Origin of the sequence: Lishizhenia sp. (assembly GCF_033720595.1) — a bacterium.
Classification (GTDB): domain Bacteria; phylum Bacteroidota; class Bacteroidia; order Flavobacteriales_D; family Crocinitomicaceae; genus Lishizhenia.
Genome location: NZ_JAWWCF010000031.1, coordinates 1 through 20,138 on the forward strand (window position 1 = coordinate 1; position 20,138 = coordinate 20,138).

A 20,138-nucleotide genomic window follows, 5' to 3' on the forward strand; every position below is an offset into this window, starting at 1 on the left:
ATAACCAATGGTGCATCTGCATCATTTTCATCACCAAAACTCATATCCATTAAACCTATTTCTTGCCCCTTATCCCATTCCTCATTACTGCTGTAAAAAGACGCCATTTGGCCTCCATTGAAATTAAACGCTTTTAAAATCGTTGAGTAAAAGGTTTCAAAGTTTGCCTCGTCGTGAATGAGTATATCTCTAAATACTTCTTCTTTCGTTTCAGAATCAAGTAAAACACGGAATTTTAGTGCAGACATAAATATGTGATTTGTATTGCTACGTATTAAATTTAATTGTTTTTAACGGCTAAACCAAGTGTACTTCCGATAGAAAGCATCATTTGGTAGGCTGCGTCATATTCATTAGGGATTTTTCCGTCAAGGATGGCTTCTTTGATTTCTGATTTTATGGTACCAATTTCTTGGCAAGGTCCTATTCCAAAGGTTTCCATAATCAACTCTCCGCTTACTGGAGGTTGGAAATTTCTCACCTTATCTTTTTCTTCAACAGCTTTTAACTTTTCTGTTACCAGCTCGAAATTGCGTTTGTATTTCTTTACTTTAAATTCATTCTTAGAGGTGATGTCTGCATTACAAAGTGTCATCAAATCCTCCATGTCGTCTCCGGCATCGTTCAACAATCTACGTACTGCAGAATCGGTTACGTCTCCTTTCACCAAAGCAATAGGGCGGAGGTGAAGACGTACCATTTTTTGAACGTATTTCATTTTTGCATCTAATGGAAGTTTTAATCTTCTGAAGATTTTAGGTGTCATACGTGCACCAATTTCTTCATGACCATGAAAGGTCCATCCTACACGCTTGTCAAAACGCTTGGTTGGAGCTTTGGCAATGTCGTGCATAATTGCAGACCATCTTAACCATAGATTATCAGTGTTCTCACTAATATTGTCAAGCACTTCTAAAGTATGGTAAAAGTTGTCTTTGTGGGATTTTCCATCTCTAGTTTCTACCCCCTTTAACTTGATAAGTTCAGGAAAGAAACGTTCCAATAAACGTGTTGCATTTAACAGTTTAAACCCACGAGAAGGAATAGGCGCTAAAATGATTTTATTTAATTCATCGATAATGCGTTCGCCAGAGATGATGTCTAAGCGCTCGGCATTGTTTTTAATCGCTTCTAAACTTTCTTTTTCTATCGTGAAATCTAGCTGTGTTGCAAAACGAATAGCACGCATCATACGCAAGGGGTCATCACTGTAGGTTTGTCCAGGTTCTAGAGGTGTACGAATAATTCCCTTTTCCAAATCTTCCAATCCGTTGAAAGGGTCAATAATGTCACCAAAATTGTCTTCATGTAAAGAAAGTGCCAATGCGTTAATGGTGAAGTCACGTCTATTTTGATCGTCACTCAAACTACCATCTTCAACAATAGGTTTTCTACTGTCTCTATTGTAAGATTCTTTTCGCGCACCTACAAATTCAACTTCTAAATCTTTATAGCGAAATTGTGCCGTACCAAAGTTCTTGAAAAAAGACACTTTTTTAACACGTAATTTCTCTCCAATTTCTTTGGCCAAATCTAGTCCGTTCCCCACAACAACGATGTCTATATCTTTGGAAGGACGTTCTAGGATTAAATCGCGTACAAATCCTCCAATTACATAAGCTTCTTGGTTGTTCTTTGTAACAATTTCTTTGGCAACCTTAAAAACGGGGTGCTTTAAATATTCTGCGTAATTTGTTTTCATTTTCGAGCTTGCAAATATAAGGAGAGTTCTACAATTTATGGGGTATTCTTTTGTATCCATCCATAAATCGGCAGCATTTCTAGGTTAGAAGGGTTAATGGGGAGTCCTGTTTCCACCTTTGGATTCCCTGTAATTAAAACATAAAGGGCGGTTTCTGTCTCTGCTAATGGTTTGTAGCTTGTGTTTTTAGGGAAGCGACAAATGATGTTATTTTCTAACCTGCGAAAACCACCAGTAAATGCATCTGTTAGAATAGGGGAGTCTGACCAGTAAATAGTGGTTACAGTTGTTGTGAATTCATAAGTGGACTTAAAACTAAGGCTGTCTGGAAAGAATTTCCCTTTCATATCCCCTTTATCCCGGGCAATGAAAAATTTCTTTTTCGCTTTGATTTCCCCTCCTATAAACCGAAGTTGTGTTAGGTTGTGTGTATAGCTTTCACAACAAGGGTATTCGTGGGTGAATAATACGATTTCATTAGAGAAAGGATTGATTTTAAATCCGATTAAAGCTCCAATTTCAACGTAATTCAATTGATAATTTTCAACTTCTTTTGTATAAATTTCTGTATACGCTCTGTCATCAGTGAACTCGTACTTTCCTTGGAAAAGTAATTCAGGTTTTCCGTCCTGATTTAAGTCTACCAAATGCCAGTACTTGGCATATAAATCGTAATACTTCGGAAAGTTCTTGCGTTCTTCATCTTCAAGGAAATGATTGATGATTTTTTGTTCATACAAGTCTTTAATTATCTTTTCCTTTTCTGGAGAAGCTAAGTAAATACTGTCTACTTGAGTTTGTAGATTGTTAATGAGGTGAAGGGGGAGGTGTTCATAGACTACACCTGCTGCAGTGCTCATGAAACTAATGCTAAAAAGCAAAAAGGTGATGTAGAATTTCATTTTTAAGCATAAAAAAGGGGGATAGTGTTATCCCCCTATAGTGTTGTAGAAACTATTTCGCCGAATCGGTTTCTTTGGTTCCTTTTTCAATTTCAATCTCTAATGCTGAATTATCTTTATTCGCTTTCACTTTAATTGTGTCACCCTCTTGTAGGTGAGCGTTGATAATTTCCTCAGCTAATGGATCTTCTACGTATTTTTGGATAGCTCTCTTTAATGGACGTGCACCAAATTTCTCGTCGTATCCTTTGTCTACGATAAAGTCTTTGGCTTCTTTCGTCATTTCGATTTGGTATCCTAAATTGTTTAATCTACCATATAACTTGTCTAACTCCAAGTCGATAATCTTGTGTATGCTTTCTCTGTCTAAAGACTTGAACAAAATCATGTCATCAATTCTATTTAAGAATTCTGGAGAGAAGGCTTTACGCAATGCGTTTTGAATCACAATTTTTTGATCTTCTTCTTTCGAAGCCTCTTTAGATTTTGTTCCAAATCCTACACCTGTACCGAAATCTTGTAATTGTCGAGCTCCGATGTTAGAAGTCATAATTAAAATGGTGTTTTTGAAGTCTATTTTTCTTCCTAAACCATCTGTCATGTGACCATCATCTAAGGCTTGCAGTAAGAGGTTAAATACGTCAGGGTGTGCCTTTTCAATCTCATCTAAAAGGATGATAGAGTAGGGCTTACGTCTTACGCGTTCTGTCAACTGTCCACCTTCTTCGTAACCAACGTATCCCGGAGGTGCTCCAACTAAACGAGAGATAGAGAATTTCTCCATGTATTCAGACATATCCACACGGATTAAAGCATCCTCTGTGTCGAATACGTTCTTAGCTAATACTTTTGCCAATTGTGTTTTACCTACACCTGTTGGCCCTAAGAAGAAGAATGAACCTATCGGTTTGTTTGGATCCTTCAATCCAGCTCTGTTTCTCTGGATAGCTTTTACTACCTTGTCAACAGCTTCGTCTTGTCCGATAACTTGACCTTTCATGGTCTCCGCCATCTTAGCCAACTTACCACTTTCTTTTTCAGCAACACGTTGAACAGGAATCCCCGTCATCATAGAAACTACTTCTGCAACATGTTCTTCAGTTACTGTTACTCTATGTGTTTTCGTTTCCTCTTCCCATTTGTTTTTCTCCAACTCTAATTGCTCCTGAAGTTTACGCTCATCATCTCTCAATTCAGCAGCTTTTTCGTACTGTTGAGATTTAATTACTTCGTTTTTCTTCTCTTTAACTTCCTCTATTTTCGCTTCTATATCCACGATTACTTTAGGAACGTTAATGTTGGTAAGGTGAACACGAGATCCAACTTCGTCTAAAGCATCAATGGCCTTATCCGGCAAGTGTCTATCCGAAACATATCTATCTGTTAACTTCACACAGGCCATAATAGCCTCGTCTGTGTAGGTAACGGAGTGGTGATCTTCGTACCTTTCTTTGATGTTATTTAAAATCTGAACCGTTTCTTCAATATCCGTTGGTTCAATAATAACCTTTTGGAACCTTCTTTCTAAGGCACCATCTTTTTCAATGTGTTGTCTGTATTCATCTAGTGTAGTTGCACCGATAGCTTGCATTTCACCACGCGCTAACGCTGGTTTAAACATGTTAGATGCATCTAAAGATCCGCTCGCTCCTCCAGCTCCAACTATCGTGTGGATTTCATCAATGAATAAAATGATGTCTGGGTTCTTTTCAATTTCAGCCATTACAGCTTTCATTCTTTCTTCGAACTGACCTCTGTATTTTGTACCCGCAACTAAACTAGCAAGGTCTAACGAGATGATTCTTTTTGAGAATAATACTCTAGAAACTTTACGTTGAACAATTCTTAAAGCTAAACCTTCTGCGATGGCACTTTTACCAACACCTGGTTCACCGATAAGAATAGGATTATTTTTCTTACGTCTTGAAAGAATTTGAGAAACACGTTCTATTTCTTTCTCTCTACCAACAATTGGATCTAGCTTACCGCTTTCAGCCAATTTTGTTAAATCTCTACCAAAATTGTCGAGTACTGGTGTTTTGCTTTTACCTTCTCCAGGCTTACGGGCTCCACCACCTCCTGTAAATCCAGTGTCTCCACCTTCATCAGCAGTACCCGGAAATTCAGCTTTAGGGAGTTGTTCATCTTCTAGCATAGCTTCTATTTCGTCTTTTATGTTGTCGTATATAACGCCATACTTGTTCAATGTTCTACATGCAACGTTATTCTCGTCTTTAAGTATAGATAAGAGCAAGTGCTCTGTACCAATAACCGGACTTTTAAACAACTTCGCTTCTAAATATGTAACCTTTAAAACTTTTTCAGCTTGCTTCACTAAAGGTATATTTGTCAGGTTGATGTTACTTTTTGAAGATCGTGTTAAGTATGACTCAATTTCTAATCTTATTTGTTTGAGGTCTAGGTTGAACTCTTTTAAAGCTCTTATTCCAAGACCTTCGCCTTCTCTAATTAATCCCAGTAATAAATGCTCAACCCCTATGTAGTCGTTACCTAAGCGTAAAGCTTCCTCTCTACTAAAGTTGATCACATCTTTTACTCGGGGTGAAAATTTTGCTTCCATATATTGAGTTCTGTGTTTGTTTATTTCGATAGACTAAAATCAATAATTAGTCCATTTACCAAATATAAAACGAAAACAAACCAAAACTGTTTAAGTTGTCCACAATTTTTCACAGAAATTTGTTAGTAAAATGACTTCTCTTACTTTAAAACTCTAGATTTTATACTTATTTTCGAAACTTCGTAACGTTGAACCCTAATGGGTGTCAAACATTAAATAAATTGTGACAACATGGCAGATGGTGAAAGAATAATTCAGATAAATATTGAGGATGAAATGAAATCCGCATACATTGATTATTCAATGTCGGTAATCGTTTCTAGAGCATTGCCCGATGTGCGTGATGGTTTTAAGCCTGTGCATAGACGTGTTTTATACGGTATGCAAGATTTAGGAGTTTACTCGAACAAAGCATATAAAAAGTCAGCAAGAATTGTTGGAGAAGTATTGGGTAAATATCACCCACACGGAGACAGTTCTGTATATGATACAATGGTGCGTATGGCACAGCCATGGTCTTTGCGTTATCCATTAGTGGATGGGCAGGGTAACTTTGGTTCTGTGGATGGTGATAGTCCGGCAGCCATGCGTTATACTGAGGCAAGGTTACAGAAGGTAGCAGAAGATATGTTGGCTGATCTTGAAAAAGACACAGTTGATTTTGCACCTAACTTTGATGAGAGTTTAAAAGAGCCTACTGTATTACCAACAAAGATTCCTCAACTTTAGTGAATGGAGCTTCAGGTATTGCCGTAGGTATGGCTACGAACATGGCACCTCATAACTTAACAGAGGTTGTGGATGGAGCTATTGCTTACGTAGAAAACAGAGATATAGATGTAGAGGACTTAATCCAATACGTTAAAGCACCTGATTTCCCAACTGGAGGTATTATTTACGGATACGAAGGAGTTAAACAAGCGTTAACTACAGGTAGAGGTAGAGTTGTACTTAGAGGTAAAGCTGAAATCGAAGTTACCAAGTCAGACAGAGAACAAATCATTGTTACTGAGATTCCTTATTTAGTAAATAAGGCAGACATGATTAAGAAAACTGCTGATTTAGTAAACGAGAAAAAGATAGAAGGTATCTCTGATATTAGAGATGAATCCGATAGAAACGGAATGCGTATCGTTTATGAAATTAAACGTGATGCATTGGCAAATGTAGTGTTAAACAAATTGTATAAGTTTACAGCGCTACAGAGTTCATTCTCAGTGAATAACATTTGTTTGGTTGACGGAAGACCGAAGCAGTTAAATGTTAAAGAATTAATTGCTCATTTCGTTGATTTTAGACATGAAGTAATCGTAAGAAGAACAAAGTTCGATCTTAAGAAAGCTGAAGATAGAGCACATATCTTAGAAGGATTAATTATTGCTTCTGACAACATTGATGAAGTAATTGCATTGATCAGAGGTTCTAAGAGTCCAGACGAGGCACGTGAGAAATTGATGGGTCGTTTTGATCTTTCTGAATTACAAGCAAGAGCGATTGTTGAAATGAGATTGCGTCAGTTAACAGGACTGGAGCAAGATAAATTAAGAGCTGAATACAACGATTTAATGGCGTTGATTACAGACTTAAAAGACATTTTGGCGAATGAGTCTAGAAGAATGGACATCATTAAAGAAGAGTTAATTTACGTTAGAGATAAGTACGGAGACGAAAGAAGATCTACAATTGAATACTCTGCAACAGAGATGAGAATTGAAGATTTAATTCCAGATGAAGAAGTAGTAGTTACGATTTCTCACGCTGGATACATCAAGCGTACAAATTTAACGGAGTACAAAGTTCAGAAGAGAGGTGGTATGGGATCTAAAGGTTCTAATACCAGAGATAAAGACTTCTTGGAAGAGATATTTGTTGCAACCAACCATAATTACTTATTAATCTTTACCGAAAAAGGAAAATGTTTCTGGATGCGTGTATTCGAAATTCCAGAAGGAAACAAAACTTCGAAAGGTAGAGCTATCCAGAACTTGATCAACATTGAAACAGATGATAGAATTAAAGCTTACATCTGTGTAAATGACTTGAAAGACGAAGAATACGTAAACTCTAACTTTATTGTAATGTGTACTAAGAAAGGTATCATTAAGAAGACGAGCTTAGAGGCTTACTCTCGTCCAAGAACAAATGGTATTAATGCCATTAACATCAACGAAGGAGATGAATTATTAGAAGCGAAATTAACGAATGGTCAGAATGAAATCATCATGGCTAAAAAGTCTGGTTACGCAATTCGTTTCAACGAGTCTACTGTGCGTACAGTAGGTAGAAATTCTATCGGTGTTAAAGGAGTTAAGTTCAAATCAGAAGACGACGAAGTTGTAGGAATGATTTGTGTTGAAAACGACACAACGAACACCATTTTAGTAGTGTCTGAAAATGGTTACGGAAAACGTTCGTACCTTAATGATCCTGAAACAGGAGAACCAACCTACAGAATTACAAATAGAGGTGGAGTTGGAGTTAAGACGATGTCAGTTACTGAGAAAACTGGTTCTTTAATTGCCATTAAGAACGTTACAGATGAGGATGATTTAATGATCATTACAAAGTCTGGAATTACCATTCGTTTCGATTTAAGTACAATTCGTGTAATGGGTAGAACAGCTCAAGGTGTTCGTATGATAACTTTAAAGAAAAATGGCGAAATTGCAGCCGTTGCTAAAGTTCCGAAAGGAGACGAAGACGAAGAGCAAAATGAGGAATTAACTGAAGGTGGTACGGAAAATGCTACTTCACAGGAAGAAGAATAAAAATAAACGGAAAATGAACATTTTTAAGAATTTAGTTCTAGGTACAAGTTTAGTGTTAACTACAGGAGCTATTGCGCAAAATAGTAATGTAGTAAACGCGGCCTTAGAATATAGAGATTATAACAGTGCTATACAGACAGGTAAAGTAAATGAAGCAAAGACTTCTCTTTTAGCTGCTAAGAAGTATATAGACGAAGCGATTGTTCACGCTGACACAAAACAAGATGGTAAAGCCAACTGGTACTACGGAATGATTTACTCTGAAATCATGCAAGTAGCAGGGATGACTGGTGATACTACAATGATGGCGATGATCAATGACGAAGTATCTGATAAAGCCTTGAAAGCTTTAAATTTTGCAATTACTTCACCGGAGTCTAAAGGTAAAACAGTTAGAGGTGCAGAAGCTTATGTTGAGGAGCAAAAGGCTGAATTGATGCGCTTAGGTGGTGCTGCATTTGAAGCTAAGCAATTCCAAGGTGCATACATGGTATTCAAAACTGGACACGAATTTAGTGAAGGTGTAAATTCAGTTGATCCACAATTCAAGGAGTTCGCAATTGTAGCTGCACAAAATGCAGTAGATACATTGGTTAAACAAGGAGATACTATTGCGGCATACCAAACGGTTGATGAAGCTATTTCTTTTGCACCAGAGAGTGTAGGGTTAACTTTAGCAGCGGTTGATATTGCAATTGCGGGTAAAGATTACGATAAGGCAAACGATTACTTTAATAAAGTATTGAAATATAAAAGTGATAATGCTGAATTGTTCTACAGTTACGGATCTATCATGTACAATGCTAACCGTATGGATGATGCAATTAACGTACTGGAAAAAGCTATTGCTTTAGATTCTCAAAATGCAGATTATAACTACATTTTAGGAGCCTCGTATTTGGAGAAAGCTAAAATGTTGCAAAGAGAATACGGTAACATGGATATCGATGACCCAAGAATGGAAGAGGCGGAAAAAGCGTACAAAGCAATGTATACGAAAGCCATTACTCCTTTCGAAATTTACTTAGAAGCTACGGGTGAAAACGCGCAGATCTTAAGGATTTTGATGCAAGCAAGTAGACAAGCTGGAGATACTGAAAAGGCATTGTCTTACAAAAAGAGAATGGAAGCACTATAAAATGTGTCTAACATAAAATTGAAATGTAAAGGGAGATGTTTATCTCCCTTTTTTTGTGATTTTCATTCGTGTATTAATAAAATGACCCTTACATTTATGAACGAAATTTTTCAAATATGAAAGTTGTTGTATTAGGTAGCGGAACTTCACAAGGAGTACCTGTAATTGCATGTGATTGTCACGTTTGTACTAGCGAAGATCCTAAGGATGATCGCTTGCGTACCTCTGTGATGTTTTCAGTAAATGGAGAAAATTACGTGATTGATTCTGGACCTGATTTTAGGCAGCAAATGTTACGAGAAAAGGTTCAATCCTTACGCGGATTAATCTTTACCCATGAGCATAAAGATCATGTTGCCGGAATGGATGATGTCAGGGCTTTCAATTTTAAGGAAAGAAGAGACATGGAGGTATTTGCAAGCACACAAGTTCAAGAAGCATTGCGAAGAGAGTTTCACTATATTTTTGGAGGCAATACTTATCCCGGAATTCCAAAAGTTAATCTAAATACCATAGAGAACAAGGTGTTCAACTTACCCTGTGGAGAAGAAATAACTCCCATACACGTATTGCACTACAAAATGCCCGTATTCGGTTTTCGTATTCGAAACTTCAGCTATGTTACGGATGCAAAAACTATTGCTGACGAAGAAATAGAAAAGCTTAAAGGAAGTGAGGTTTTAATTGTAAATGCGTTGAGAAGGGAAGAGCATATCTCTCATTTTACAAAGGATGAAGCTCTTGCATTGATTGAAAAGGTAAAGCCCAAAAAAGCATATCTCACACATATCAGTCATATGTTTGGAACACAAGAGGAAATTGAAAAAGAATTGCCCGAAAATGTTTTTGTGGCATATGATGGATTAGAAATAAATATATAGAATGAATTTAAAAAATTTTAGACAAGTAGCCATCTTAGAGGGAATAAGCTGGGTCTTATTATTGGTTACCATGGCTATTAAATATGGAATGGATATTTTCTGGCCCAACAAAATTGTAGGTTTTGCACATGGTTTTTTATTCATGGCCTATATTTTCTTCCTTCTTTACTTCTTGTACACTAAGAAATGGAAGTTTCAATTTGGGATAATTGTTTTTGTAGCTTCTCTTATTCCTTTTGGAACCTTCTATTTAGATGCTAAGTACTTAAAGAAAATGTAAGCGCATAGCGCAAGTAAAAAGGGAGGTGTATTGACATTTCCCTTTTTATTTGTTCTTTATTTGATGTAAGGAATGTCTTTTACTAAAACGCTTATCGTCCGCAGTTATTCCTCCTTCTGGAATATAGCTTTCTATGGCATAGTAACTTTCATCTACTTCATCTCGTTTGTGCCTACTCTCTATTAACTGACCTTTTTCATTGTAGTAATATTCATTTATCCATACACCTGTAAGTTCCGCGTCAGGATCATAATTTCCGGTATAGTAGAGCCGTTCTGCAATTAGTTTACCTTTTTTATCATACGTGTAGGTAATGTATTTTATACCTTGGTCTCCAGTGGTTCCAAAGAAATCTTCTCTAATTAATCTTCTTTTTCTATTGTAAGTAGCCGTTGAAAAGTCACTTTGGTAGGCGTAACTCCTTGGAAGTTCTCCTTCGAACAAAGAATCTCCAAAACTATTGATGTAGAGTTCACCTGTTTTAGAAGAGATTTTTTCGTTTAGAAATGTTTTATGTAATGTTTTAGGTGACTTTCCTTCCAGTGTATAAAGTACCATCCCTTTTCCTTTGGAAAGTAGTACTGTGTCAGATTGCATGCCTAAAAAGTTCTCTGTTTTAATGTTTAAGCCCAATATTTTGGTGTTAAAACTACTATCTCCTTCGGCAGGAATGAAGAATTGATACTTAACGCTTTGCTGAAAAATGTTTTTACTTGAATAAACATCGTGCGTATCGATAAAACGTGGAAATAAAAAGTATTCGTTAGCAGTACTACCCAAGATTTCAGCTTCTGTGTTCACAGGGAAATAAAAAACACTATCTGATGAAATGCGGAAAGCCCCTTTGATGAAATTTTCATTTACAAAGAACATGGGAGGGGTGTTCTGTACGTAGTAATAGTAACAAGCTTCTCTTACATGTATACTCCTTAATTCCAGCGTGTCCAAGTAGGATTCTCCACTGAAGTTGTTTTGATTTTGATACACTGAAGTTGCACCAGGGGTTAAAACCAGAAAGTCTAAAAGGTCTATTTTGTTAACATTTCCTTGTCCCCACGCACTATGCGTAGTAAGCAGTATCGCAAAAAGAAAAGTTAAATGAAATTGAGGATATGTTTGCATAAAAAATAAGGCACTCTATTGAAAATGGAGTGCCTGTTAATGTTATTGATTTCCTTTGGCGTGATCCGCTAAAAACTGTGCTAAACCAGCATCGGTAAGAGGGTGCTTAGCCAATGCTAAAATTGATTTTAATGGAGCTGTAACAACATCAGCGCCTAACTCTGCACATTTAATTATATGCATAGGGTGGCGAACGGATGCCGCCAATATTTCTGTATCAAATAGATAGTTGTCGTAAATTCCGCGAATTTGTTCAACCAAATCAAGACCATTGTGAGAGATATCATCTAATCTTCCTAAAAATGGAGAGATATAGGTAGCACCTGCTTTTGCTGCCAATAATGCTTGACCTGCAGAAAAAATAAGTGTACAATTGGTTCTAATTCCTTTATTTGAAAAATGCTTAATGGCTTTTATCCCTTCTGTGGTCATAGGGATTTTTACAACGATATTTTTATGTAAAGAGGCCAATTCTTTACCTTCCTTCACCATTCCCTCAAAATCTGTAGCAATTACTTCAGCAGAAACATCACCTTCTACCGTATCACAAATTTCTTTGTAATGATTGAGGATGTTTTCTTGTCCGGTAATTCCTTCTTTTGCCATCAAGGATGGATTTGTGGTAACACCATCTAAAATACCTAGGTTATAAGCTTCTTTGATGTCTGCTAAATTGGCTGTATCTATAAAAAATTTCATATGTATCTTTTTTAGAAAGTTAAAACCTTTAATTGAAAATACATTTTCTTTTAGGTTAAAACATTGTTACTCTTATTCAGTAATTCTTTCTATTTCAGCTTCATCCCAGCGCTCTACACGTTTAACACCTTCCACAATTTCGAATTTTTGAATCAAAGATTCTAAGTGTTGTAAATCGTTTACATACACTTCAACCCATCCTTCAAATACACCATCATGAGAAGAGAAGGAGATAGATTTCATGTTCACACTGTGCTGATGAGAAATGATGTCGGTAATTTTATTCACCAATCCTAAATCGTCAATACCAATTAGTCTTAGTTTACCTATATGCTCTTTTACATCATCCAATTCCCATGTGGCAGGGATACAGCGATAAGCCATTTTACTCATCATGTTTTCTGCATTGGGACAATTGGTACGGTGAATTTTTAAACCTTCACTTATCGAATTAAAGGCAAAAATTGAATCTCCCGGTAGAGGGTTACAACATTTGGCATATTTGTAATCGAGGTCTACATTATTATTTCCGATAACAATGGTCTCTTTCGGGTTTAATGCTGGTTTGGGTTTAGGAGCCTCAGATTTTATTCCTTTTTTAGGTCGTTTTTTGTCTGATTTAAATATTCCGCCCTCTTGCGGTATTTCCTTCACTTTAGGAAGGTCTATTTTACCTTTAGCAATTTTAATGTAAAGTTCAGTGGCACCTGGTACTTTAAAGAAACGCTCTAAAGTGGTTACATTTTCACTCGTAAATTTAATGTTGTAATTCTTCAGTTTACGTTCTAGAATCTCTTTACCATTGGCAGCAATTTCTTTACGCTCGTCGTTTAAAGCATTTTTAATCTTTTGCTTAGCTCGGGCTGTGACTACATATTTTAACCATTCATCATTAGGCTTTTGCTTGGTAGAAGTAATAATTTCTATCTGATTACCACTTTTCAATTGATGACTTAAAGGAACAAGTTTATTATTCACTTTAGCACCTATACAAGTTAAACCAACCTGGGTGTGAATGTCAAAAGCAAAATCTAATATCGTTGCACCATTGGGTAATACGCGTAATTCCCCTTTTGGAGTAAACACATAAATTTCTTCACTGAAAAGATTGAGCTTAAAGTCGTTGATGAAGTCCATGGCATTCGTTGATGGATTTTCAATCAAGTCTCTAATTTCAGCTATCCATCTGTCAAATTTCGTGTCTCCGTTTTTTGACTCTTTATAATTGTAGTGTGCCGCTAAACCTTTTTCAGCAATTTCATCCATACGTTTAGAACGTATCTGAACTTCTATCCACCTCCCTTGGGGCGACATCACCGTAGTGTGCAAGGATTCATATCCATTGGCACGAGGTGTAGAAATCCAGTCTCTTAAACGATCTGGATTGGGTTGATAATAATCTGTAACGATAGAATAAACTCTCCAAGCATCCGGTTTTTCTAACTCTTCTGGAGTGTTTAGGATGATTCTAACGGCAAAAAGATCGTATACCTCCTCGAAGGGAATACCCTTATTCTGCATTTTCCTCCAAATGGAAGAAATAGACTTTGTACGCGCTTTGATTTCAAAGTCATAACCTTCTTTGGTTAAACTTTCTTTAATCGGTTGCATGAATCGGCGGATAAATCGATTTCGGGCTTCCTTACTCGATTTTAGTTTAGATTGGATTTCATTGTAAATGGGGGGATTCATGTATTTCAAACCTAAATCCTCCAATTCACTTTTGATAGAGTACAATCCTAACCTGTGGGCTAGAGGGGAGTATAAGAAATTGGTTTCAGATGCAATTTTCAACTGCTTATCCGGACGCATACTTTCTAAAGTACGCATGTTGTGGAGTCTGTCTGCCAATTTGATAAGAACAACCCTAAGGTCATCAGAAATGGTCAACACCATTTTTCTGAAGTTCTCGGCTTGTATAGAAACGTTTTCGTCAAATACTTCAGGAATTTTTGTTAAACCATCAATGATTTTTCGAGCCGTTCCTCCAAACAATTCTTCAATATCCTCTAGACTAATGTGGGTATCTTCTACTGTATCATGTAACAAGGCACACGCAATGGCAGTAGCCCCGAGTCCCATTTCTTCCGAACAAATTCTTGCTACGGCAATGGGGTGAAAAATATAAGGTTCACCCGATTTTCTACGCATGTCTTTGTGTGCTTCTACAGCAACATCAAAAGCTTTGCGTATCATCTTGTTTTCTTCCTTAGTTCCTTGCTTAAAGGTGCGCAATAAGCCCCTAAATGCATTGAGTATATCTTTTCTTTCCTTTTCTAAATCTATATTCCCAGCGTCCTCAGCCATACTTGTCAAATTATATACCTAAAATAGTAAGAATGTTAAACATGTGGAATCTAAAACCCATTAAAATAAAGGCTTTCCATGATTTTTTTTCCAACATACTTGTCAGGAAGTGATGGCTGGTCAATAGCTGGGAAAGAAGTTGTTGTATATTTCATTGAATATCTTTGGATTAGAATAGGTCAGTGTCTTGAAATAGAGAAATGTTATCTGGAAGATGCAAAGCTTCTTGCTTTCGTTTATTTTTGAAGGGATGAATAAGGGAATATCACTTGGTGAAGTACAACAGGTTTTTGGCGTATTAAATGTTTCAGAGGACGAGCTTAAATACTTGGCCTCTAAATTCGAACGTATAGAATTAAAAAAGGGAGATCATTTATTACGAGCTGGTAGTAGAGTAGAGCACACTTACTACCTCTATGAAGGGTGTATGCGAACTTATTTTATTGATGATCAGGGAAAGGAACATACCTTTCAATTTGCTGTAGATGATTGGTGGACATCCGATTATAATGCATTGCTGAAAAAAGAACCTGCCATGATGAATATTGAGGCATTAAAAGACACTACACTTTTTTCATTAAGCATGCATGATTTGGAAGAAACCTGTGATAAGATTCGACCAGTGGAACGATTTCATAGGATGAAATTACAAAGAGCTTTTGCTTCTTTTCAAAGGAGGATAATGCAAAACCTATCTAAAACCGCTAGGGAGAGATATATAAACTTTCTAGCTTCTTACCCGGATATTGAGAGAGAAGTAAAGAATTACCATATCGCATCTTATTTAGGAATAACCTCAGAGAGTTTGAGTAGAATTCGAAGAGAAATGTCACGTAAAGACAAGCCTTAGACCATTTCTTATCATAGGTCAATTTTTTAATTCTTCCTTGCCACGATCTTTGTGTCAAATAATCAAAGAGACATGGAATTAATTGAAAAATTAAATTGGAGATATGCCGCAAAGGCAATGAATGGAAATCAAATTTCACAAGAAAAAGTAGATAATATTATCGAAGCTATTTCATTGGCACCAACTTCTAGTGGATTGCAGCCTTTTGAAGTTGTTGTTGTAACCAACCAAGAGGTCAAGGATAAAATCAAAGCGGTAGCTTGGAACCAATCTGTTGTTTCTGATTGTTCTCATTTATTGGTGTTTGCTGCATGGGATACATATACAGCAGATCGAATCAATTACATGTTTGATTTAACCAATGAAGTAAGAGGATTTAAAAATGAAGGATGGGAAAATTACAGACAACAGTTATTGTCTTCATATGTTCCTCGTCCTGCACAGGAGAATTTTGAGCACGCTGCAAGACAAGCATACATCGCGTTTTCTCAAGCTATTGCAGCAGCGGCCTTTGAAGGAGTAGATGCAACACCAATGGAAGGGTTTGATACAGCAGCTGTAGATGAAATTTTAGGATTAGAAGCCAAAGGATTAAAGAGTTGTGTAATGTTACCCTTAGGATACAGAGATGAAGAAAACGATTGGTTGGTAAACCTTCCTAAAGTAAGAAAGAGCAAAGAAGACTTATTGATTAAAGTTGACTAAACCGCGTTGAATAAATAATTGTTCAACAAAAAATCCCCGATGCAAACACATCGGGGATTTTTTTATTCTATTAATGGATTATTTTGCAGGAAGTACTTTAGTAGCAACTTCTCCAAATCCGATTTTAACATCTCCATTCATACAAGTACCTCTCATGGTAACTGTATCGTTGTCTTGGATGAATTTACGCTCAGAACCATCTTTCATTGGAATTGGTTTTGTTCCTCTCCAAGATAATTCTAACATAGAACCGTAAGAGTTTTCTTCTGGTCCAGAAATCGTTCCTGAAGCCATCATATCTCCACAGTTAATGTTACATCCATTTACTGTATGGTGCGCTAACTGCTGCGCCATGTTCCAGTACATGTGCTTGTAGTTAGAATTACATATCACAGTTTCTTCACCGTTCTCAGGAGTAATAGCTACCTCTAAGTTGATGTCGTAATGGTGTTGTCCTTCATATTCCAAGTAAGAAAGTACTTTTGGATCTTGCTTTGGACCATCTAATTTGAAAGGCTCCAATGCATCCATAGTAACAATCCAAGGTGAAATTGAAGAAGCAAAGTTCTTCGCCAAGAATGGTCCTAATGGAACGTACTCCCAAGTTTGGATATCACGTGCAGACCAGTCATTGAATAGACACATACCAAAGATGTAATCTTCAGCTTCTGCAGTTGAAATAGAGTCTCCTAATGGTTTCCCGTCGAAAGTTACAAATGCCATTTCTAATTCGAAATCTAACAATCTACATGGAGCGTAGATAGGATCTGCATCTTTATCTGGTCTAATTTGTCCTTTTGGACGGTGTATGCTTTCTCCTGAAACAATGATAGAGCTAGAACGACCGTGGTATCCAACAGGAATCCACAACCAGTTTGGCAATAATGCATTGTTAGGGTCTCTAAACATTGTACCTACATTCGTTGCGTGATCTCTAGAAGAGTAGAAGTCAGTATAATCACCTACTTGCACAGGCATTAACATTTCTACTGCATCTGCTTCAATTAAAACTTGACCAACATGGTGCTCGTTTCCTGAAAGATCGTTGTGATCTGTAGCTAATAATTTAGAAATTCTATTTCTTAAATCTCTTGTTGCAGCTTTCCCTTTTTTCATCATTGGGTTTAAGCTGTCTGTATCAAAATCTTCTAAGTCGAATGGCAAATTATCCAAATAACCTAAAACATAAAGTGTTTTTAAATCCAAAACAAAATCACCGATACGCGTACCTACACGTGGCGTTAAGTTTCCTGTTTTAAAAACTCCAAAAGGAATGTTTTGGATAGGGAAGTCAGATCCTGCAGGAACTTCTACCCATGATTTTAACGAAGGATTGTTTGCTTGTATCATATGTATATACTATTGAAATAATGGTAATCCACTCATTAATGAATGTACCTTTGTTTTAATTAGTGCTAATTTTTCATCATCAGTAGCATTGCAAATAGCTTCATCTAAGTATTCAACTATTGTAGCTATACTATCTTCTTTCATTCCTCTTGTTGTAATAGCAGAAGTTCCCACGCGGATACCAGAGGTAACGAATGGTGATTCTGTATCAAAAGGAACCATATTTTTATTTACAGTAATCTCAGCTTTACCTAAAGCGATTTCAGCATCTTTTCCTGTAATGTTTTTCGCTCTTAAATCAATTAACATAGAGTGGTTGTCTGTACCACCTGAAATGATTTTATATCCTCTTTTAACAAGTTCGTCAGCCATAACAGAGGCGTTCTTAATTACTTGTTGAGCGTATGCTTTGTAATCGTCTGATAATGCTTCACCGAAAGCAACTGCTTTTGCAGCGATAACATGCTCTAATGGACCACCTTGTGTTCCAGGGAAAACAGCTGCATCTAACAAGCTTGCCATAGAACGTGGGTTTCCATTTTTCCATTTAATTCCAAATGGGTTATCAAAGTTCTTACGCATCATAATGATACCACCTCTTGGTCCACGTAAAGTTTTGTGCGTAGTTGAGGTAACGATATGGCAGTGCTCTAATGGGTCTGTTAATAATCCTGCTGCGATTAATCCAGCTGGGTGAGAAATATCTGCTAACACCAAAGCTCCAACTTCATCGGCAACCTTTCTAATTCTTGCATAATCCCAATCTCTTGAGTATGCAGAAGCTCCACAGATGATTAGTTTTGGCTTTTCAGCGCGAGCTTTTTCTTCTAAAGTTTCGTAATCAATGGTTCCAGTTTCTTCTTTTACACCATAGAAGTGAGGTTCATAAAATTTACCTGAGAAGTTTACTGGAGAACCGTGTGTAAGGTGACCACCGTGTGAGAGGTCAAATCCTAATATTTTATCTCCAGGTTGCAAACATGCTAACATTACAGCGGCATTGGCTTGTGCACCAGAGTGTGGCTGTACGTTGGCCCATGTAGCACCAAATAATTTACACAATCTATCAATGGCAAGTTGTTCAACTTTATCAACAACCTCACATCCTCCGTAGTAACGCTTTTCAGGTAATCCTTCTGCATACTTGTTTGTAAGGATAGATCCCATTGCTTTAAGTACTTCATCACTTACATAGTTTTCAGAAGCGATAAGTTCTATACCATTTGTCTGACGAGCTCTTTCGTCTTCAATGAGTCCAAATATTTCAGTGTCCTTCACCATTTCTTAATTGTTTTTTTTATATATCATTTTTAACCCATCTAAAAGTGGAGTAGTGGGTTTGTAATTCACGAGTTCTTTTAATTTTTTAGAGCTTCCTACTCTACGTTCAACTTCATAGTCGTAACGTTTTCTAGGAGCATCTATATAGGCAATCTTAGAATTTGACCCTGTAATCTCTAAAATATTTTCTGCCAGCGTTTTAATGTTCCATTCTTCCTCATTGGCAATATTCACAATATGATAACCTTTCGTATCCATTAGGCGAACACAAGCTTCTATGGTATCATCTATATAAGTGAAGTCTCTGGTTTGCTCACCATTTCCGTAAACGGTAATTTGTTCACCTTTTTGAGCTTGTTCAAAGAAACGAGGGATCACCATTCTGTTGTCTTGGTTATCCCCATAAACATTGAAAAATCTTAACGAAACAGCTTCTAAGCCCTTTTCGTCATGATGAGAGGCCAGGTAAATTTCATTGTACCTTTTAGCCATGGCATAGGAAGTTCTAGGGTCTACGAGTATCTCTTCAGACAATGCATTTTCAATGGCTGAATGTCCGTATATTCCTGAAGTAGAAGCATACAATATTTTCTTGATATTGTTCTCCTGGGCTGCAGCAACAACGTTTCGTGTACCTATTACTTCAACATCCATTGTCTCTACAGGATTGTCTGCCACTACGTCTACACCTAGCACAGCTGCAAAATGATAGATGATATCTACACCTTTTGAGGCCGTATTTACGATGGAGTAGTTTCTGACATCTCCTTTAATAAAGTGTATCTTTTTGAATATTTCAGGGTCTATTTTATTTCCTCTCAGTAAATTATCGAGTACAGTAACGTCATGACCATCGTTTACTAATCTTTTACAAAGATTACTACCAATAAATCCTGCGCCTCCTGTTATTAATATTTTCATAGTGTTGTATTTCCCGAGAAAGAAATTTGAACCTAAGTTTTACTTTTTGCAAAAGTACTTAAATTAAATATCTTCTCAAGTGTGTTAAGCGATGTGTCTGTTTATTTAATTCTTGGGAGTAGATACCTTCTTCATTGAGACTTTCAATTTTCACTCTACCGCTTGCGTGAATAATTTTGTTTTCTTCTAGAACAATTCCTACATGAGTTACTTTATCCTTGCTGTTTGAAAAGAATGCGAGGTCTCCCACTTGTAATTCATCAAATTCGACAGCAGTACCTTGCGTTACTTGCATACTAGCGTCTCTGAGTAATTCTATTCCAAACTCTCTTAGAACCGCTTGGGTGAATCCGGAACAATCAATTCCAAATTGCGTTCTGCCACCCCATAAATAAGGAGCATTTAAGAACTCCATAGCAACATCACCAATACTTTGATGGGTAGAAGGACCGTTGTTTTGGGTGATTTTCTCAAAACTGTATTGATCTACCTCAAAGTTTTGAAGACTTTCATTGAGCATGGAACCTTTTAAAGTTTGAATAGGACCAATGGGTGTATTGTACGTAAGAAGTGCACTTTTTTGTCTTTTCCCTTCTTGTAAAATTTTTTGTTTGGCGAGATCACTAATGGTAAAGATTTGTTTGAAATCTA

General features: G+C 36.8%; 15 protein-coding genes and 2 pseudogenes. 6 read left to right on the top strand and 11 right to left on the bottom strand.

Translation table 11 applies throughout. The annotated features are described in order from the left end of the window. The 4 genes and pseudogenes from R3333_RS03760 to R3333_RS03775 all read right to left on the bottom strand — a co-directional run. A pseudogene (locus tag R3333_RS03760) lies at positions 1 to 248 on the bottom strand (hypothetical protein); the annotation flags it as partial. Between the two features lie 32 nt (positions 249 to 280). Continuing rightward, a complete protein-coding gene (locus tag R3333_RS03765) occupies positions 281 to 1,702 on the bottom strand; it encodes a CCA tRNA nucleotidyltransferase (RefSeq protein WP_318957319.1) in 1,422 nt (473 codons plus the stop codon). Between the two features lie 35 nt (positions 1,703 to 1,737). Next, positions 1,738 to 2,604 (bottom strand): hypothetical protein, encoded by an 867-nt coding sequence (locus R3333_RS03770; protein WP_318957320.1) that lies wholly within the window; start codon positions 2,602 to 2,604, stop codon positions 1,738 to 1,740. 52 nt (positions 2,605 to 2,656) lie between these two features. Next, the gene (locus R3333_RS03775; RefSeq protein ID WP_318957321.1) at positions 2,657 to 5,185 is read right to left on the bottom strand and encodes an ATP-dependent Clp protease ATP-binding subunit; all 2,529 of its coding nucleotides are present in this window, start codon (positions 5,183 to 5,185) and stop codon (positions 2,657 to 2,659) included. Positions 5,186 to 5,416: 231 nt separating this feature from the next. Between R3333_RS03775 and gyrA the strand changes: the two are divergent. From gyrA to R3333_RS03795, 4 genes and pseudogenes are all read left to right on the top strand, one after another. Continuing rightward, positions 5,417 to 7,953, top strand: a pseudogene (gene gyrA, locus R3333_RS03780) (DNA gyrase subunit A). Between the two features lie 13 nt (positions 7,954 to 7,966). Then, positions 7,967 to 9,091: a tetratricopeptide repeat protein gene (locus R3333_RS03785; protein WP_318957322.1), complete on the top strand. Its 1,125-nt coding sequence runs from the start codon at positions 7,967 to 7,969 to the stop codon at positions 9,089 to 9,091. A 116-nt stretch (positions 9,092 to 9,207) separates the two neighbouring features. Further along, entirely contained in the window at positions 9,208 to 9,972 is a 765-nt protein-coding gene (locus R3333_RS03790) for an MBL fold metallo-hydrolase (protein WP_318957324.1), read from the top strand. 1 nt (position 9,973) lies between these two features. Next, on the top strand, positions 9,974 to 10,252 hold the full coding sequence (locus R3333_RS03795; RefSeq protein ID WP_318957326.1) for a DUF3817 domain-containing protein: 279 nt from the start codon (positions 9,974 to 9,976) through the stop codon (positions 10,250 to 10,252). A gap of 45 nt (positions 10,253 to 10,297) precedes the next feature. Here the strand turns inward: R3333_RS03795 and R3333_RS03800 are convergent, their stop codons facing one another. The 3 genes from R3333_RS03800 to R3333_RS03810 all read right to left on the bottom strand — a co-directional run bounded on the left by R3333_RS03800 (position 10,298) and on the right by R3333_RS03810 (position 14,380). Then, positions 10,298 to 11,374: a hypothetical protein gene (locus tag R3333_RS03800; protein ID WP_318957327.1), complete on the bottom strand. Its 1,077-nt coding sequence runs from the start codon at positions 11,372 to 11,374 to the stop codon at positions 10,298 to 10,300. Positions 11,375 to 11,416: 42 nt separating this feature from the next. Continuing rightward, the gene (gene fsa, locus R3333_RS03805; RefSeq protein ID WP_318957329.1) at positions 11,417 to 12,073 is read right to left on the bottom strand and encodes a fructose-6-phosphate aldolase; all 657 of its coding nucleotides are present in this window, start codon (positions 12,071 to 12,073) and stop codon (positions 11,417 to 11,419) included. 72 nt (positions 12,074 to 12,145) lie between these two features. Continuing rightward, a complete protein-coding gene (locus R3333_RS03810; protein ID WP_318957331.1) occupies positions 12,146 to 14,380 on the bottom strand; it encodes a RelA/SpoT family protein in 2,235 nt (744 codons plus the stop codon). Positions 14,381 to 14,630: 250 nt separating this feature from the next. Here R3333_RS03810 and R3333_RS03815 point away from each other — a divergent pair, with 250 nt between their 5' ends. Continuing rightward, on the top strand, positions 14,631 to 15,230 hold the full coding sequence (locus tag R3333_RS03815; protein WP_318957334.1) for a Crp/Fnr family transcriptional regulator: 600 nt from the start codon (positions 14,631 to 14,633) through the stop codon (positions 15,228 to 15,230). 72 nt (positions 15,231 to 15,302) lie between these two features. Next, positions 15,303 to 15,935 carry a nitroreductase family protein gene (locus R3333_RS03820; RefSeq protein ID WP_318957336.1) on the top strand — a complete coding sequence of 211 codons (633 nt, stop codon included), beginning with the start codon at positions 15,303 to 15,305 and terminating at the stop codon, positions 15,933 to 15,935. A 78-nt stretch (positions 15,936 to 16,013) separates the two neighbouring features. On the opposite strand, the gene fahA is transcribed toward R3333_RS03820, so the two are convergent. The 4 genes from fahA to R3333_RS03840 all read right to left on the bottom strand — a co-directional run. Beyond that, on the bottom strand, positions 16,014 to 17,285 hold the full coding sequence (gene fahA, locus R3333_RS03825; protein ID WP_318957338.1) for a fumarylacetoacetase: 1,272 nt from the start codon (positions 17,283 to 17,285) through the stop codon (positions 16,014 to 16,016). Positions 17,286 to 17,294: 9 nt separating this feature from the next. Continuing rightward, positions 17,295 to 18,566 carry a serine hydroxymethyltransferase gene (gene glyA, locus R3333_RS03830; RefSeq protein WP_318957340.1) on the bottom strand — a complete coding sequence of 424 codons (1,272 nt, stop codon included), beginning with the start codon at positions 18,564 to 18,566 and terminating at the stop codon, positions 17,295 to 17,297. A 3-nt stretch (positions 18,567 to 18,569) separates the two neighbouring features. Continuing rightward, the gene (locus tag R3333_RS03835) at positions 18,570 to 19,487 is read right to left on the bottom strand and encodes an NAD-dependent epimerase/dehydratase family protein (protein WP_318957342.1); all 918 of its coding nucleotides are present in this window, start codon (positions 19,485 to 19,487) and stop codon (positions 18,570 to 18,572) included. Positions 19,488 to 19,545: 58 nt separating this feature from the next. Continuing rightward, on the bottom strand, positions 19,546 to 20,138 hold a 593-nt coding region (locus R3333_RS03840), incomplete at its 5' end, for a C40 family peptidase (protein WP_318957344.1).

Excerpts from the sequence above, each read along its gene's own strand:
- R3333_RS03835 (WP_318957342.1), bottom strand. The coding sequence starts at position 19,487 with ATGAAAATATTAATAACAGGAGGCGCAGGATTTATTGGTAGTAATCTT.
- R3333_RS03820 (WP_318957336.1), top strand. The coding sequence starts at position 15,303 with ATGGAATTAATTGAAAAATTAAATTGGAGATATGCCGCAAAGGCAATG.
- fahA (WP_318957338.1), bottom strand. The coding sequence starts at position 17,285 with ATGATACAAGCAAACAATCCTTCGTTAAAATCATGGGTAGAAGTTCCT.
- glyA (WP_318957340.1), bottom strand. The coding sequence starts at position 18,566 with ATGGTGAAGGACACTGAAATATTTGGACTCATTGAAGACGAAAGAGCT.
- R3333_RS03785 (WP_318957322.1), top strand. The coding sequence starts at position 7,967 with ATGAACATTTTTAAGAATTTAGTTCTAGGTACAAGTTTAGTGTTAACT.
- R3333_RS03815 (WP_318957334.1), top strand. The coding sequence starts at position 14,631 with ATGAATAAGGGAATATCACTTGGTGAAGTACAACAGGTTTTTGGCGTA.
- R3333_RS03765 (WP_318957319.1), bottom strand. The coding sequence starts at position 1,702 with ATGAAAACAAATTACGCAGAATATTTAAAGCACCCCGTTTTTAAGGTT.
- R3333_RS03795 (WP_318957326.1), top strand. The coding sequence starts at position 9,974 with ATGAATTTAAAAAATTTTAGACAAGTAGCCATCTTAGAGGGAATAAGC.
- R3333_RS03790 (WP_318957324.1), top strand. The coding sequence starts at position 9,208 with ATGAAAGTTGTTGTATTAGGTAGCGGAACTTCACAAGGAGTACCTGTA.
- R3333_RS03775 (WP_318957321.1), bottom strand. The coding sequence starts at position 5,185 with ATGGAAGCAAAATTTTCACCCCGAGTAAAAGATGTGATCAACTTTAGT.
- R3333_RS03770 (WP_318957320.1), bottom strand. The coding sequence starts at position 2,604 with ATGAAATTCTACATCACCTTTTTGCTTTTTAGCATTAGTTTCATGAGC.
- R3333_RS03800 (WP_318957327.1), bottom strand. The coding sequence starts at position 11,374 with ATGCAAACATATCCTCAATTTCATTTAACTTTTCTTTTTGCGATACTG.
- fsa (WP_318957329.1), bottom strand. The coding sequence starts at position 12,073 with ATGAAATTTTTTATAGATACAGCCAATTTAGCAGACATCAAAGAAGCT.
- R3333_RS03810 (WP_318957331.1), bottom strand. The coding sequence starts at position 14,380 with ATGGCTGAGGACGCTGGGAATATAGATTTAGAAAAGGAAAGAAAAGAT.